Origin of the sequence: Thermanaerosceptrum fracticalcis (assembly GCF_000746025.2) — a bacterium.
In the GTDB taxonomy this organism is placed as follows: domain Bacteria; phylum Bacillota; class Peptococcia; order DRI-13; family DRI-13; genus Thermanaerosceptrum; species Thermanaerosceptrum fracticalcis.
Window position 1 is genome coordinate 1,331,908 of record NZ_CP045798.1, and the last position, 15,959, is coordinate 1,347,866.

Below are 15,959 nucleotides of genomic sequence, written 5' to 3' on the forward strand. Positions count from 1 at the left end.
CATCATCCCTCCTCTTAAGGTAGACCAGATCAAAATATTATATTATATATTGTGTTCACAAATTCCTGCAAAGAGCAATATTCCCCGGAATAACTTTATAAAATTAGGGGCTGGTCCAAGGCAAAGGAATAAAGGATCTTTTCCCGTACCGGTTTTTTTAAGATCTGCTCTGCCGCCCGGCTGTACAACATCATTTGGATGTGATAACGGCTTCTTAAGTTTTCCATCGTTTCCTCTGTTACCAGGTCGGTTTTATAGTCCATCAGGACAAAGCCTTCGCTCTCTTCCCACAGGCAGTCAATGGTCCCCTGGACGAGAATCTTTTCCTCAGGATAATCTTCCACTTCGGGGTATAATTCGGCCACAGGTAAGACAAGGGTAAAGGTGACTTCCCGCAGCAGCTTCTCTGCCTTTCTCATTCTCTGTCCCAGAGGTGAATGAAAGAATTGTTCTATTTTCCCGGCATCTACGGCTTCTCCCTGGGCAGGCGTCAGCACTTCCCTTTCCACCAGGCTCCGGATTTGTCCCTCAATGTTTTCCCTACTCAGTTCCTGGGTTACTTCCAGATGCCTCATCACCAGATGGTAAGCGGAGCCTTTTTCATTAGCTGACAATCCTTTTTTCTCCTGGAGAAAACGGGGCCGCCTGGTTAATTCACGCCAGTGAACAAAAGCAAGGCTGGCACTATGGTCCTGGGCTAAATACTGGTAACGGTTTTTTATTTCAGTCACCGATAATTTGGCCGGGATATCAGCTAAAGCCCGGTGTGGGTAAGCCCAGGCCAGCCTGTGGATTATTCCAGTCGTTTCAACCGGGCTATAAGGCACCGGCTCCAACCGCCTCACCTTATCCAGATAAGTACGGTAATCGCCGCTATTTTCCTCTTGTGTGATCTGTAGAGGGGTTTCCCAGAAAGAAATTTTAAAGTCCACGGGATAATCAGCTAAAGAAGGGGCAGGGAATCCAAGCCCTGTACCTTTAGCCCGCAGGGGCTCACCGGAGCGATGACGGATCAGGCAGGGTCCCAACCAATCCCAGTAGCAGCTGGCCTGTGTTAAAACCCCCAAGGGCAGTTCCCACTCCTCCCGGCCTATTACTTTTCCCCAACTTTTTATTTTCTTTTCAGTGTCTTTCAGGGTGCCCACAAGAATTAATTTTTCCCTGGCCCGTGTCATAGCCACATACAAAAGACGGATTTCTTCAGCCAGGAGATCTCTTTTCAACTTATTTTTTATAGCCATTTTGGCCAACGTGGGGTATTTCAGACGCTGCCGGTAATCCACCCAGACGGGCCCCAGACCCAGTTCTTTATCAAGCAAAATATCCTGCTGCAGGTCCTGCTGGTTAAACTTCCTGCCCAAGCCGGCCAGAAACACCACGGGAAACTCCAGGCCTTTGCTCTTATGAACACTCATGATCCTGACCACATCTTCGTTTTCACCCAGGGCCCGGGCTGCCCCCAGGTCGTTGTTGGTCTCTTCTAACTTTTCCAGGAAACGCAGGAATTTAAAGAGCCCCCGGTAGGTAGTGCTTTCATACTCTTTGGCCCTGTCATGGAGGGCCCGCAGGTTAGCCTGTCTCTGTTTCCCGCCGGGCATAGCTCCTGCATAATCGTAGTACCCTGTTTCCCTGTATAAAAGCCAGATTAAATCGACCAGGGAATTACGCCGGGCATAGGTGCGCCAGCTCTGTAATTTTTGTAAGAAAGCACGGAGTTCTTCCCCCAGCCGCCCACTTTCTTTGCGTGCCGCCAAACGTAAGGAATCATAAAAATCACCATAGGGCCGCTGAAGCCTGACACTTGTGAGTTCTTCGGCCGTCAAACCCACCAGGGGTGAACGCAAGGTAGCTACCAGGGGTATGTCCTGGCGGGGATTATCAATAACCTGCAGCAGCGCAACCATGGTCTGTACTTCTTGGGCGGCAAAATAACCTGTCCCTACTTCCGCATAAGCGGGAATCCCCAACTGGCGGAATACTTCCAGGTAGGTATGGGCCTGCCCCCTGGTAGTCCTGAGCAGTACCACCATATCCCGGTAAGTGACCGGGCGGTATTCCCCTTTCCCCCGGTCCCAGACCAAAAACGGTCCGCCTTCGCTTTCCCCCGAGAAGAGCTGCAAGATGCGCCGGCCGATGAGCCGTGCTTCCAGCTCTACAGTATCTAACTCTTCGCTTTCCAGGTAATCTCCTGGGTTCTCCTCTTTTTCTTCCCGCTGGACCTGTTCCCCTTGATTCCTATTCTTTTGCAGCATATGCACTTCAATGGCAGCGGTCCCAGGACCTGTACCCGGGGGATAGCTGGCGCCACAGACCAGTTCCGCCTCCCGGTCGTAAATGATACCGCCCACTTTGGGGCTCATCAACTGGCGAAAAATAAAGTTTACCCCCCGAATAATCTCCTGCCTGCTGCGGAAATTTTCCGCCAGGATAATTTTTTTGCCCCGTACGCCGGGCTCCTGGCCGTAAGCACGGTATTTGGCCAGGAAAAGACCGGGCTCGGCCATGCGAAAACCATAAATACTTTGTTTAACGTCCCCCACCATAAACATATTGGGTTTTTCCCCATTCTGGCGCGAGACGAAAGCGAGGATAGCTTCCTGTACAGGATTGATGTCCTGGTACTCATCGATCAGCACTTCCTCATACCTGGTCCTCAGCTTTTCAGCCAGGGGCGAAGGGAGCCACTGTCCCCCTTCCTCTTTACGCAGTAAAGCCAGAGTAAAATGTTCGATATCGGAGAAATCGATGATATTACGCTGTAATTTGGCTTTGAGAAAACGGAAAGAAAATTCCTCCACCAGATGACACAGGGCCCCCATGAGCGGAGCCATGTCACGCATATCCTGGAGCATTTCCACCGGGGAACGATTAAAATATTCCTGCTGCAGCTGCTGCAGGGATTTTTTTACCTCATCCCTGAGTTCCTGCACTTGCTTTTTTAAAGCTTCGTCTACCTCAGCCCGGCAGGGTTTCAGGGAGTTAAATCTAAAGCCTTGCATCGCCTCGTAAACAGCCTGCCAGGACACTTTACCCTTAGCCAGGATGTCTTCCAGGAGATGTATTTCTTCCGTCAGGTTCTTGTTATAGAGAGCCGGCCCTCCCGGGCTGAGGGCCAGGCGCTGGGCTTCTTTCAGTTTTTCCAGGCCATCCTCCAGGGGTATGATGATACTCTCCAGCATATTGTGGAAGAGGGACTGGGTGATTTCATCCTCCAGGTTGGCCTGAAAAGAGTGTTCCACATGGGCGAGCCATAAAGAGGGTCGGGGCTGGCTCCGAGAAAATTCATAAAGCTTTAATACCAGGTCCTGGAGAATCTTGTCGTCCCTCTCTCCGCCAAACCCCTCCACCAGTTCCAGGAATATTTCGTCTTCCTCCGTATATTTATCTTCAAATAGTTCTTCCAGCACCTCCAGTTGCAAAAGCATGGCCTCGGTATCATCGGCAATTCGGAAACGGGGGTCCAGGGCCAACCCTCCCGGTAAGGATAGCTGGTAATAGTTCTGCCTGATGATTTCCAGGCAAAAAGCATGGAGGGTAGAAATAGAGGCTCTACTGAGCAGTAAAAGCTGGCGCTGTAAGTGTTTATCAGTGGGGTTATCCTGGTAGCGCCTGGTGAGGGCGCTGTTAATTCTTTCCCTCATTTCCTGGGCAGCGGCGTTGGTAAAGGTTACTACCAGCAGCTTATCCACGTCCACGGGCTGGGTGGAATCCAGGACCCGCTGGATGATCCTTTCTACCAGGACGGCGGTTTTGCCCGCTCCCGCGGCAGCAGCTACCAGAATATTCTCACCCCTGTAATAGATGGCTGTCTCCTGTTCTCTGGTCCAGGCCGGTTTACTCATCTTCCGCCACCTCCTTAACGCCAATCTCATACCAGATTTCTCCCGCTTCCCGTTCCTTAAGCACACGGTAAGAATTGCCGGGAACACTAAGGTCAAAACGGCAAACACGGGCATACAGGCAGTAGGTGCAGGGCCGTTTCCCTTTGTACTGGTAGGGCTGAATCCCCACGTCCCCTTCCATAATTTCCTGCCCTATTTCCTTGAGGATTTTCTCCACATGCTGGCGCAATTTCGTGAATTCTTCCAGAGTGAGGGCATTGGCAGTTCCTTTATAAAATTCCTGCTCTTTACTTAAGCTTACGGGAATTAGGTCCGAAGGGCCGCTAATCTCAGCATCCATCATTTTTGCGACCTCAGGATCTTTGAGAAGATACCCTTTCATTTTTAATTCCCGCAGAATTTTCTTTTCAATTTCCGCCGGGGAAAGAGGCCCTTTTTCCGTGATAAAGGGGTCTTTAATGGTAAAATAGAGCACGCCTCCCGGATAGGCTTCTCCCTCTATGAGATGAGGGGCGTGGGTTAACACCACATCCAGGTAAGTCAAAAGCTGGAGCTTGAGGCCGTAATAAATCTCCAGGAGGCTGAGAGAAGAAGAGCCCGATTTAAAGTCTATGATCCGCAGGTAATAACCTTTGTCACCGGCGGCTCCGTCCACCCTGTCAATCCTTCCCTGTAAAATGATGGTGCTTCCGTCAGCCAGGGTTAGCTGCAACCCCGGTAAAGCTCCCTCTTTCCCAAAAGCAATCTCTACACCAAGGGGACGGAATGTCCCACGGCGGGCGTGTTCCCGTAAGACCCAGACGGCCCTTAAGACCGTACGTTTCAGTTTTCCTGTTAAATACCTGTAGCGGGCCGTACTTAAAAGCAGTTCGTTTTGCAGCTGGGGTACCAGTTCATTCACAATCTCTTCGGTAATCTCCCGGGCCTGTTCCATGGTTAATTCAGCCCACTCCAGCTCATGGTCCTGCAGGTATTGATAGAAACGCTCCAGGGCTTTATGGAAAAACTGCCCCAGGTCAGGGGCCCCCAATTTAAATTCCGGCCTTGCTTTGAGTTTTAGCCCGTAGGCCAGGAAATGGGCAAAGGGACAGGCCTTAAACCTTTCCAGCCTTGATATGCTGGCGAGCAAAGTTGTCCCGTATATTTTTCTGACCTGTTCCCGGGATATTCTGGCTTCCTGGTTGACATGATAAAGACCCTGGACTACCCTGCTCACGGGCTTCTGCCATTCTTTTTGGTCTATATACCAGTTATAGACATGCCACCAGAGGGGGTTTATTGCTTTTCCTTCTACAGCCTGGCGCAGAACAGCTGCCAGGTATCCCAGGGTCCGGTAAGAATGAACGACATAATCTTCGTCATTATCGCCGGTAGGCTCCACAGTACATACGGCCAGTGCTAACTTCTCTTCCCCCGGGGTGAATAGCTCCCGGAGCCTGGCAATCAAGGGAGAGGGAGCCAAAGCTTTACCATCCCCATCAGCCATAGGGTAGCTGACCCATAAGAAATCACTGGCTCTGGTCAGGGCAAGATAAATCAAGAACTGTTCACCGTACAGTCGCTTCTCACTGCCGGGAGCCAGGGAGATACCTGTCTCCGCCAGGGCTTTTCGTTCATCGTCAAAGAACAGGCCCTCTTCCAGGCTGCGGGCCGGGAGTACTCCCTCATTAACCCCTAGTACAAAAACCCCTTTTAAATCGGGATTTCGGGACCTTTCCAGGGACCCGACCAGCACCTGATCTAATCCCGGAGGTATCAAACCTAATTGTATTCCTTCCAAACCACTGTTAAAGACCTGGCTGAATTCCGTGATATTTAACGGTTCCTTTCCCAAAACTTCCGCCGTCTGGTCCAGGAGTTCCATGACCTTATCCCACACCTGGGCATGAAGCCTGGCTTCTTCCAGGCGTCCTGCTTCCTCGGCTTTTTTGCTCCAGAACTCCAGTTTCCAGGTAACACCCAGGTCCTCTAAAAGCCTAAAAAGGCTAAAGCAATAATCCTGGGCTGTGTGACTTTTCTTACAGCGGTTTTGCAGGGCCAAAAGGGCGGCAGCTGCCCGTTCCCTCGCCTTGTTGAGGCGCCGTAATTCCGTCTCTTCTCCCTGGGTTAGTTCCCTTTCTTCACCTAAGGTAAGTGAGCGCCTGTACTGCCAGGGTCGTCCATCGGTCCAGCGCGAACCTCGGATTCCATGGGCCAGGCAGTAGTTTTCCAAAAGGTCTACATCCTGGCGGGAGAGGGGAACCAAATCCGTTTTCAGGTAACGGAAAACAGGGTCATAATTCCAGCCTTTTTCCACTACCTCAAGGGCGGCCCGTAATAACTCTAAAAGGGGATGGTGGTGTACGGGACGCTTCATATCTAAAAAATATGGGATTTCATAATCGGAGAAAATGGTTGGCAGTAACAGCTCATACTGGCTGAAATCCCGCAATAACACAGCTACATCCTGGTAACGATACCCTTCTTCCCGGCACAGCCTGATAATTTCCCTGGCCACTCCCTCTATTTCTGCCCGCCGGTTGGCAGCGGCCACCAGTTTTAAACCTGCTCCTGGTGGATGGCTAACTTTTCCCTCTTCCAGGAAACTGTTTTCCAAGAAAGCCAGATCCCTTCGCCGGTAAAAACGATGCTCACCGCTAAAATCCAAAACATCATCTTTTTCCAGAGGACAATTCACCTCAAAGGCAAGCTGGCGCAGCCTCTGGTATGTTTCCCAGGGTGGATAAAAGGTGTGAGTTTCCGGCAAAAGCTTCCTGGTGTGCTCTTCCGCCAGGCAGACAGTGACATTCACCCTAGCACATTTCAGCAACAGTTCCGAGAGAACATGATACTCCTGGGGAGTAAAACCGTGGAAACCGTCTACCCAGACCTCAGCATCCCGTAAAAATGAAGCCCGGTGAATGTTATTAGCCAGGAGATCTAGATAATCATCGGTATCCAGGTACTGGTTTTTGATATAGGCCTCAAATTCCTGATATATTAAGGCCAAATCCGCCAGTTTGTCGGGTAAAGAGGGATGCCTGTTTATTTCTTCATGTTGTAAGCAAGTTTCCAGCAGTTGGGGAGAGACGGCATACAGTTTAAACTCAGAAATACCTTTAACCAGGGTTTCCAAAAATCCGGGCCGTTCAATGACCCGTCCGAATACCTTAAACTTCTCTTTATGTATTTCCACAAGGCGCCGCAGGATTAAAATCTTGCCCAGCTCGTTTAAAGGAGGAAACAATCCTCCCCCTGTCTCCTGCAAAACCCGCCAGGCCAAGCGCTGGAAGCTTAACACCTGAATATTCATGATGCCGCCCGCAGGATGCCGCTGTAGAATGGCTTTCTCTGTTTGAAAGGTGGCCTGTTCCGGGACGAGATAAATCAGGTTTGTACTGCTGTCCCTTGAGGCCCTTTCTACTATTTCCGTAAGACACGTGTGGGTTTTACCGGTACCGGCCCTTCCGATAATGAATCTCAGGGTCACCCCAATCCCCCTCTCCTTTATCGACCTCTTTTTAATATCACTGGTGTTTCTTTTATGAATATTTCCACTGCCTATACATAGGTTCCTGCAATTTGTTTAAATTTAAAATAAAACTAAAAACGGCTGAAAACTTTGCTGTTTCAGCCGCATTTTATGTATTTTCATAAATTTTTGGCAGGCAGAGGTCCCCGTGAGATCACAATCTTCCCCGTACGAACGATCTCAATGATGCCATGGTCCTGCAGCACTTCACAGAGGGCATCAATTTTATCCTGTGAACCCGTTAACTCAATGACCATAGTCTCCCGGTTTACATCAACAATTTTAGCCCGGAAAATATCTACGATATCCACAATATCTGAGCGTTTCTCGGGTAATGCTTTCACCTTGATTAACACCAATTCCCGGTCCAGAGAGTCTACTTCCGTCAGGTTGACAATCTTAATGACATCAACTAATTTTGAAAGCTGATTCACGACCTGTTCAATTTCCAGGTCATCGCCATTGACTACAATGGTGATCCGGGTCATATCGGGTTCTTCCGTGTAGCCGGCAGCAATACTCTCAATATTAAAGGCTCTCCGGCTGATCAGCCCGGAAATTCTGGTCAGAACACCAGGGCGATTCTCTACCAGCACAGCTAAAGTATGGGCCATAACTTGCCTCCTCCTTCAAAACACGATGCATTTGCAGGTATTATATTGAATAGAGGGACAGATTGTCAACCTAAATTTGTAAAGCCGCCAGCAGGTCCGGGCCGAAACAACCTTTGGCTACAGCGGTAACAGGGCCTGTCATCCGGACATTCCAGTCCTCTGCTATCTCTATCTTAATGGTACCTCCCGGCATATGGACATTAACTTCTTTTTCACATAATCCCAACCTGTAAGCCGCACTGGCAGCCGCACAGCTGCTGCTGCCGGAGGCCAGGGTATAGCCGGCGCCCCTTTCCCAGATTTCAATGGCCAGATTTCGAGGGTCCAAAACCTTAAGAAACTGGACATTTATTCTTTTGGGAAACTGGGGATGGTTTTCCAGGAGCGGGCCATATTTATGAGCTATTTCCCAGGAAATTCCTTCCATGGGCACCACACAGTGGGGATTACCGATAGATACACAGGTAACCGGCATTTTTTCTCCACTGGTAAGTGTTAGTTCCCTCGCTACCACTTCACCCTCCAGTCCGAGAACCGGTATCTCCTCGGCACTAAAGGTTACCCTCCCCATGTCCACTTTAATCAGAGATGCCCCTTCATCCAGGATTTCCACCTGGACAGCACCGCCCAGGGTTCTTAGCGAAAAGTTTTTACCCTGGACATATTTTCTTTCAAAAAGATACCGGGAAAAAATCCTGATCCCGTTCCCGCTCTTTTCGGCTTCACTGCCGTCGGGGTTGTAGATCTTGAGGACCAGTTCTTTTTGCGGGTTTACCAGTGGTCCATAGAGAATACCGTCCGAACCTATCCCAAAATGGCGGTGACAGATGAGGCGGATGTTATCAGGCGTCATTTTTATGTCACATTCACCAGGGTCAATGACGATATAATCATTGCCTAGCGCGTGATACTTGTAATAATCAAACTTCATGTCATACACCTTCCTTTTAATAAGAACGCAAAGTGGCCCTCATTCTTTGAGGATTAAGGACGAGAGCCAAAGCATCCTCGATGCTTTGGACAATTATTTGTGCATTAAAGAGAGCTTCCCGGGCACAACCTTCCCTTCCGATCACGGCAATGGAGAGGATACTGTTTTTTAACATCCTGGCATCATTTACGCCGTTACCTATGGCCAAAACTTTATGTACTCCCAAAGTTTTAACGTATTCCTCTTTCTCCCGGATATGGTCCCCGGAAGACAGTTTTTTTATCACAAAAGGCAAACCCTGACACTGCTCCTCCACGCTGCCGAAAGTATCGGAAGTTATGATATGTACTGTCAGGTTCTCTTGTATTTGTTCCAAAAGTGGAAATACCGCGGGAATTATTTTACCATCCACAGCAATAGTCCCGTTTAAGTCTAAAACCAGGTGCTCAATATGAATGATACCCCGTCCAGGTATGTTGTAGCTAAACATGATTCTCCCTCCTTGCAAGATCGAATAATCTAATGTTGTCTCAATTCTTTACCAGCTAACCTTTCCCAAGGAAAATTTTTATAAAATCTGTTAATAGTAATCACTATCATTTTCTTGCGGTCTATAGTATAATTATGATAGAAATTGGTGAAATAGAGAATATAAAACCAGAAAAAACTATTCTTAAATGATTTGGTATCATAGATATACCAACTATTACATGTTGCTATACATTATGTAATATGCTACAATTTAATTCCTTGAAAAAATAAAGCACATGAGTATGCCGGATGATCGCGGGCACAAATGCCGAAAGGCTGTGTCTGAGGAAAGTCCGAGCTCCGCAGGGCAGGGTGCTGGGTAATACCCAGTGGAGGCGACTCCAAGGAAAGTGCCACAGAGACATACCGCCGATGGCGACAGGTTCGCACAGGCAAGGGTGGAAAGGTGAGGTAAGAGCTCACCAGCAGCCAGGTGACTGGCTGGCTCGGTAAACCCCACCTGGAGCAAGACCGAATAGAGGAGCAATGGAACTGCCCGTTCCGCTCCCGGGTTAGGTCGCTTGAGGTGCCAGGTAACTGGCATCCCAGATAGATGATCATCGCTCCGCAAGGAGTACAGAACTCGGCTTACAGGCAAACTCTTGTGCTTCAGTTAAGAGCGTGGATATTCCACGCTCTTTTATTTTTTTCTTTTCTTCAATTTTTTTCAACGGTTATAGATATTATAGACCCAATAGTGGTAAAAATAAAATATTCCACTGTTACGCGCGAGAGGTACATCAATGTTCAATCTAGTGCTTTCCATGCTTAGTCCCTTGACAGTCAATTACCAAAAACTAAAAACATTACCTTTGCCCATGCATTGTGTTAGGGGAGCAAGCCTTACCCACACTTTTTTAAACCGACAGGCTAAAGAAATACTGTACAATGACGGTTATCGAAAGGAAGCCGATTTCTTTAGCTATTTTTCAGAAGAACTGGACTTGGGGGTCACCTGGGCGGATACGGGATTAAAGGCTTTTTGCCACTTCTATGATAACGAGACCAAAGCCGGTAAATGGCTGTGGCCCAATGCAACCCTGACCTGTGAATATTTTTTGGTGAAATCCCTTGAACTATGGAAAAATAAACAGTATGAAAAGGCCATGTTTTTTCTGGGAGCGGCCACGCACCTGGTTCAGGATATGTGTGTTCCCCACCATTCCCGTTGCGTTTTGGGAAAGGGTCACGTTGAATTTGAAAGATGGGTCAGGAAACACCGGGAAAATTACTCCATCACCCATGGTGACATATACCTTGATCTTAAGAAACCGGAGGAATGGATTCATTTAAATGCTGCTTACTCCTTTGATTATTTTCCATACGTTCAGTTAAACAGTCCTGAAGATCATTATCACCTGGCGGCAAGTATACTTCTACCACGAGCCCAAGCCAGCACAAGCGGCTTCTGGTTGTGGTTCTACCGGTTAGTTCATTGAGCACGAGTGACAACATTCTTATGCGATATTGCTGCTTTTATTCATAAATATTGCGGTGCTGGGGCGGTTATGAAGAAAAACGGATTATTAATCATCATTCTTACTTTTGTTTTATTTTCATTTACAGATATTATCCATATAAAAAATGAGCGGTATGAGGGCCACCGGCCTATTCTGCCACCAGAATCTGTAACTTCTAACCGTAATCTCTATTTTGTGTTTCTCCATGGTATAGATAGCTGGTGTGATGGCAGTCCTTTTGCCAACATGGGATTTGAAAACATTAGACGTGCCATGTCTGTAGTAGGTTATTCATACCACGATAACCGCTTTCTCCTCTATAGTTATATGGGCGGGCACATTGAGAACGGCAATTGGGTCCCCTACCCGTACACCCGTAAAAATACCGGTCAATCCCTTTATCTTAGTGTATACCAATTAGAACAATTAATTGAAAATATAACTCAGGCTAACCCCGAGGCCCGCTTTATTCTGGTGGGGCATAGTTTAGGGGGCAGAATAGCCTTGGATTTTGTAAGTACGACCCACCCGGAAAGCAGGAAAAAAATCCATGGTGTTATCACCTTAAATTCTCCTTTAATGGGCTCTACCATCAATGTTCCGGGAATACTTATGAGAATTCTCGATGCTAGTGGCTCAGTTTGGGGGAGCACTGCAGTTAAAGAACTAATTTATGAATCCCGGTTTTATCAAGATTTCCTTCAGTTACGCACTTCATCCATCAAACAACTGCAAAGAGATGGGATACAAGTAGCGACCTTCTCACATTATAAAGATTATTTTGTACGCAGCAAAACCTCCTGCCTAATCGATGCCGAAGGAGATCCTCTCACAGCGGGGTTCATTTTAAACAATAACCCCACCCATTCTAAATACAGATTCAACAGCCATTTGCAAATCTTAGATGACCAGAGTGTCATTTCCTATATCGTAACCCTGGCTTCACCCTCCCCCTAATCATCTGCCAAAAAACAATCACGAATAGTAAGGATATAGGAATATCTTTATTTAAATCGACAAACAATAAACGCAAAATGTACAAGGAGGTTTTACATTATGTCCAATATCTATTGCAGTGTGAACACTTGTCACTACTGGGACAAAGGTAACATTTGTGCAGCTAATGAAATTATGGTAACATCCGACAACTTAGCCGCTGAAAGGCCAGATACATTAGATGCACCCAATCATGCCCAATTCCCCACTACACCTGTTGACGACTGCATGGCCACCTGTTGTAAAACTTTTGTGCGCAAAGGTTCTGGCGATGAAAGATTAGACGGAGTAAAGAAGACAACCTAATCAGGTAATTACTCCAGGTATTGATATCCTCTAATAAAGATGATCCCCGTGCCGGGGGTCATCTTTATTATTTTTTATGGCAAAAACTCTGTCATATAAATAAGTTATTTGGACTCCGTGGAGTCCGGTTCTTTCTTCTTCCTTTATTTTTTCTCCAGAATTGCCATTAATACCTTTTCAGGCGTAATGGGCAGATTTCTGATGTTAACACCGACAGCATTATAAACAGCATGGGCGATGGCCGGTGAAGGTGTATTAATGACCACTTCACCCACAGACTTGGCGCCGAAGGGCCCCGTGGGCTCATAACTGGGCTCAAACTCCACCGTAATCTTCCCGATATCCTTCCTGCAGGGGATTTTATACTGCATAAAGGTATCGGTCTGCATTTTGCCACGCTCACTGTATTTGACATCTTCATACATGGCCATGCCGATACCCTGGACCAGGCCGCCTTCCACCTGGATGCGGACAAGGTTAGGGTTAATCATGGTGCCGCAATCCACAACAGCCACGTATTCAATTACATCTATTTTCCCCGTCTCCGTATCAACTTCTACTTCGGCAAAGCCGGCAATAAATGGCGGAGGACTTGTATCCCCGCCAAAAGTACCCGTACCTACCAGCTGCAACTTTCCTTCCCCGGAAATTAAACGCCGGGCCATTTCATCAAGGGATAAGGATAGATCTTTATTTATCGCCCGCACGAACTCACCGTCAAATTCTATTTCTTCAGAATCCACACCTAAAAGTTTAGCTCCGGCCTCTATAATTTTTGTTCTCATGTCTTCGGCAGCCTTGATGACGGCATTTCCTGTGACATAGGCAGTGCTGGATGCATAGGAACCCGTATCATAGGGTGAGATATCCGTATCGGCGGCATGGACAATGATTTTGTCCATGGTGGTTTCCAATACTTCTGCGGCTATTTGGGCCATGGTGGTGTCGCTGCCGGTCCCCATATCTGTGGAACCTAAGAGCAGGGTATAGAAACCGTCATCATTCAACTTGATGACGGCAGAAGCCGTATCAATGCCGGCTATCCCTGAACCCTGCATGGTGATGGCCATGCCCACGGCACGGATTTTGGTGTCACTGACAACTTTCCGGGGGTATTTTTCCTCCCAGCCAATGAGTTCTTTACCTCTTTTAATACAGCGGTCCAAGGCACTGCTTGCCAATACAACCGGCTTTCCTTCCGGGGTTTCACCTAAAACCGGATGGGCGTCCCCTTCCCTGATAATATTCTTTTCCCGCAACTCCGCCGGGTCCATCTGTAGTTTAGCCGCCAGTTCATTGATGGCTGATTCCAGGGCAAATGTGCCTTGGGTCACGCCATAGCCCCGTAAGGCCCCTGCCGGCATTTTGTTGGTATAGACGGCATGGCCCATATACCTGACGGCCCTGGCTTTACCATACAGGGGCAGTGTCTTATACCCGGCCACGGCAAAAACCGTAGGGGCGTGTTCGCCATAGGCCCCTGTATCAGACAAAGCCTGCATATCTATCGCTTTGATATTCCCCTCTTTATCGGCCCCCAGTCTTACAGTAATCCGCATGGCATGACGGCTGGTGGTACAGGCAAAGGTTTCCCTTCTGTCGTAAATGATCTTAGCGGGCTTGCCAGTTTTCAAGGTCACGAGAGCAGGAAAGACTTCCACCGAGGCTGTCTGCTTCCCTCCGAACCCGCCGCCAATCCTGGGCTTGATGACCCTGACCCTGCTCATGGGGATTTGCAAAGCCCTGGCCACAATCCTTCTCACGTGGAAGGGAATCTGAGTGGAACTGACGATGGTAAGCCTTCCATTGTGGTCAAAATAGGTTAGGGCACGGTAAGTTTCCATCATGGCATGGGCCTGGGCCTGCGTATAATAGGTTCCTTCCACGACCACATCACTGTTTTTCAGTTCCCCTTCCACATCACCGACTTCGATTTTACAGGAAGAGGCGATATTCTTTGTTTTATCCATCCCGATGTCCATATTTACTGTGACATCTCCTTCCGGATGGACTACTGAGGGATGACCGATAGCCTTTTCAAAATCCAGAACGGGCTCCAGGATTTCGTATTCTACTTTAATCAGCTTCATAGCTTTTTCGGCCGCCTTCTCATCTGCGGCGGCGATAATGGCTACTTCATCCCCCACATACCTCACGTATTCGTCTAAGATTAAACGGTCGTAGGGGGAGGGCTCGGGATAGGACTGCCCGGCCATGGTAAAACGTGTTTTGGGAACGTCTTGATATGTAAGTATGCACTCCACGCCGGGTATCCGGCTAGCTTTTTCTAAATTAATGGCTTTGATCCTGGCAAAAGCATAAGGGCTTCTCAGAATTTTTACCACCAGCTCATGGCCGTGAGCCAAATCGTCTGTATAAACAGGCTTTCCCGTGGTAATATCCATCCCGTCAATCTTAGAGATTGGCTGATTTACTATACGCATCACTACACAACCCCCAGATATTTTTTAATTGCTCGCAACTGTCCCTGATACCCTGTGCAGCGGCAAAGATTCCCTGTCAGATAGTGGATGATATCTTCTTCTGTAGGGTTGGACAACTCTCGCTTCATGGCCAGGACCGTCATGATAAACCCGGGGCTGCAGAAGCCACACTGGTCTGCGCCTTCCTTGACCAGGAAATCGGCAAACTCCCGGGCCTCTTTCTGCACACCCTCAATAGTGGTAATATTTCCCCCGTTTACTCTCATTGTAAGAAAAGAACAGGAGAGTACCGGTTTACCGTCCAGCCAGACGGTACATAAACCACAGGAGCCCGTATTGCACCCCTTTTTCACGCTTAAAAAACCATGCTTTCTCAATGTATCGGCTAAAAATTCATCATAAGGGGCTTCCATTTCCATCACTTTTTCATTGACCGTCACCTTTATTCGCACGCTAAAACCTCCCCTATGGCTCTTTTTAGAAGAACTTTGCAGACGGCCTCACGGTATTTTTGACTGGCCCGCATGTTACTGCCGAAGGTCAATTCACTGGTGGCCAGGTTTGCAGCATGTTCGATGTCCTCCGAAGATAAGCTGCTGTTGGCCAAATATAACGAAGCCTCTTTGGCAATTTGGGCCCGCTGGGGTCTGGCCCCTGCCACTAAAAGCCACCGGTCTCCCTCTTTAGAGACGGCGACATTTACAATGGCATAGTCGCTTTGCGAATTCCGCATGCTGTTAAATACCGCTTTTTTGGCCGTCTTGGGAATGATTACTTTAACCAGAATATCTTTTGCCGACCCGTTTTCCAGAAAGTTTTCCAGAGAAACCCGCCCGGCCTTAAATAACTCCACCTCAGCTTCCAGGGAGAGTAGGGCCGTGATGAGATCGGAAAAACCGTAACGGGAATAAACGGTACCGCCTACCGTCACAATATTGCGCAGCTGTACCCCCACGATATGCTTTACCGCTTGGGGTAAAAGACCGTTAAAGTATTCTTTCAAAAGGGGGCTTATCTCAACGTCACGGAAAGTGGTCATGGCCCCAATTTCAATGGTTTGTTCATACTCGTTGATGAAATTTAAATTAAGCCTGGCTAAATCAATGGCGGTCCCTATTCTTTGAGAACCCAGCCGCAGAAAGGCACATCCGCCAAGAATGGTATTATTCCTTTTTGCTTTTAAAATCCCGTACGCTTCTTCCAGCGTTCCGGGAACAACATAGTCCTGAATTGTAAACATAATGATCCTCCCTCATCCCTCAATGGTTAAGCATTACAAGATGTTAAGCCTTTTCCGTGATAGATTCGACCTTTTTATTTTGTA

The 15,959-nt window shown here is 48.0% G+C and carries 11 protein-coding genes and 1 other RNA gene; 4 read left to right on the top strand and 8 right to left on the bottom strand.

Translation table 11 applies throughout. The features are described from left to right. Window positions 1-95: 95 nt before the first annotated feature. The 5 genes from addA to BR63_RS07075 form a co-directional block, all read right to left on the bottom strand. On the bottom strand, window positions 96-3,842 hold the full coding sequence (gene addA / locus BR63_RS07055; RefSeq protein ID WP_034422323.1) for a helicase-exonuclease AddAB subunit AddA: 3,747 nt from the start codon (window positions 3,840-3,842) through the stop codon (window positions 96-98). Next, the gene (gene addB, locus BR63_RS07060; protein ID WP_034422322.1) at window positions 3,835-7,311 is read right to left on the bottom strand and encodes a helicase-exonuclease AddAB subunit AddB; all 3,477 of its coding nucleotides are present in this window, start codon (window positions 7,309-7,311) and stop codon (window positions 3,835-3,837) included. Before addB ends, addA begins: the two co-directional genes overlap by 8 nt. 161 nt (window positions 7,312-7,472) lie before the next feature. Continuing rightward, on the bottom strand, window positions 7,473-7,967 hold the full coding sequence (gene ilvN, locus BR63_RS07065; protein WP_034422320.1) for an acetolactate synthase small subunit: 495 nt from the start codon (window positions 7,965-7,967) through the stop codon (window positions 7,473-7,475). A gap of 70 nt (window positions 7,968-8,037) precedes the next feature. Continuing rightward, entirely contained in the window at window positions 8,038-8,898 is an 861-nt protein-coding gene (dapF, locus tag BR63_RS07070) for a diaminopimelate epimerase (protein WP_034422318.1), read from the bottom strand. Window positions 8,899-8,914: 16 nt separating this feature from the next. Then, the gene (locus BR63_RS07075) at window positions 8,915-9,388 is read right to left on the bottom strand and encodes an HAD family hydrolase (RefSeq protein WP_034422317.1); all 474 of its coding nucleotides are present in this window, start codon (window positions 9,386-9,388) and stop codon (window positions 8,915-8,917) included. 278 nt (window positions 9,389-9,666) lie between these two features. Here BR63_RS07075 and rnpB point away from each other — a divergent pair. The 4 genes from rnpB (at window position 9,667) to BR63_RS07095 (ending at window position 12,191) form a co-directional block, all read left to right on the top strand. Continuing rightward, window positions 9,667-10,036, top strand: an RNA gene (gene rnpB / locus BR63_RS07080) — RNase P RNA component class A. 136 nt (window positions 10,037-10,172) lie between these two features. Next, on the top strand, window positions 10,173-10,868 hold the full coding sequence (locus tag BR63_RS07085) for a zinc dependent phospholipase C family protein (protein ID WP_034422316.1): 696 nt from the start codon (window positions 10,173-10,175) through the stop codon (window positions 10,866-10,868). A 69-nt stretch (window positions 10,869-10,937) separates the two neighbouring features. Continuing rightward, window positions 10,938-11,846 (top strand): esterase/lipase family protein, encoded by a 909-nt coding sequence (locus tag BR63_RS07090; protein ID WP_034422315.1) that lies wholly within the window; start codon window positions 10,938-10,940, stop codon window positions 11,844-11,846. A 99-nt stretch (window positions 11,847-11,945) separates the two neighbouring features. Next, the gene (locus tag BR63_RS07095) at window positions 11,946-12,191 is read left to right on the top strand and encodes a DUF1540 domain-containing protein (RefSeq protein WP_034422314.1); all 246 of its coding nucleotides are present in this window, start codon (window positions 11,946-11,948) and stop codon (window positions 12,189-12,191) included. Between the two features lie 143 nt (window positions 12,192-12,334). Here BR63_RS07095 and BR63_RS07100 read toward each other — a convergent pair whose 3' ends face one another. From BR63_RS07100 to BR63_RS07110, 3 genes are read right to left on the bottom strand one after another with little or no spacing between them, the layout of a single operon-like run. After that, window positions 12,335-14,635 carry a xanthine dehydrogenase family protein molybdopterin-binding subunit gene (locus BR63_RS07100; RefSeq protein ID WP_034422312.1) on the bottom strand — a complete coding sequence of 767 codons (2,301 nt, stop codon included), beginning with the start codon at window positions 14,633-14,635 and terminating at the stop codon, window positions 12,335-12,337. Between the two features lie 2 nt (window positions 14,636-14,637). Continuing rightward, complete coding sequence (locus tag BR63_RS07105) at window positions 14,638-15,087, bottom strand: (2Fe-2S)-binding protein (RefSeq protein WP_034422310.1); 450 nt, start codon at window positions 15,085-15,087, stop codon at window positions 14,638-14,640. Further along, complete coding sequence (locus BR63_RS07110; RefSeq protein ID WP_034422309.1) at window positions 15,078-15,875, bottom strand: FAD binding domain-containing protein; 798 nt, start codon at window positions 15,873-15,875, stop codon at window positions 15,078-15,080. Before BR63_RS07110 ends, BR63_RS07105 begins: the two co-directional genes overlap by 10 nt. Between the last annotated feature and the right edge of the window lie 84 nt (window positions 15,876-15,959).

Coding starts and splice junctions, on each gene's coding strand:
- addA (WP_034422323.1), bottom strand. CDS start 3,842: ATGAGTAAACCGGCCTGGACCAGAGAACAGGAGACAGCCATCTATTAC.
- ilvN (WP_034422320.1), bottom strand. CDS start 7,967: ATGGCCCATACTTTAGCTGTGCTGGTAGAGAATCGCCCTGGTGTTCTG.
- dapF (WP_034422318.1), bottom strand. CDS start 8,898: ATGAAGTTTGATTATTACAAGTATCACGCGCTAGGCAATGATTATATC.
- BR63_RS07075 (WP_034422317.1), bottom strand. CDS start 9,388: ATGTTTAGCTACAACATACCTGGACGGGGTATCATTCATATTGAGCAC.
- BR63_RS07085 (WP_034422316.1), top strand. CDS start 10,173: ATGTTCAATCTAGTGCTTTCCATGCTTAGTCCCTTGACAGTCAATTAC.
- BR63_RS07090 (WP_034422315.1), top strand. CDS start 10,938: ATGAAGAAAAACGGATTATTAATCATCATTCTTACTTTTGTTTTATTT.
- BR63_RS07095 (WP_034422314.1), top strand. CDS start 11,946: ATGTCCAATATCTATTGCAGTGTGAACACTTGTCACTACTGGGACAAA.
- BR63_RS07100 (WP_034422312.1), bottom strand. CDS start 14,635: ATGCGTATAGTAAATCAGCCAATCTCTAAGATTGACGGGATGGATATT.
- BR63_RS07110 (WP_034422309.1), bottom strand. CDS start 15,875: ATGTTTACAATTCAGGACTATGTTGTTCCCGGAACGCTGGAAGAAGCG.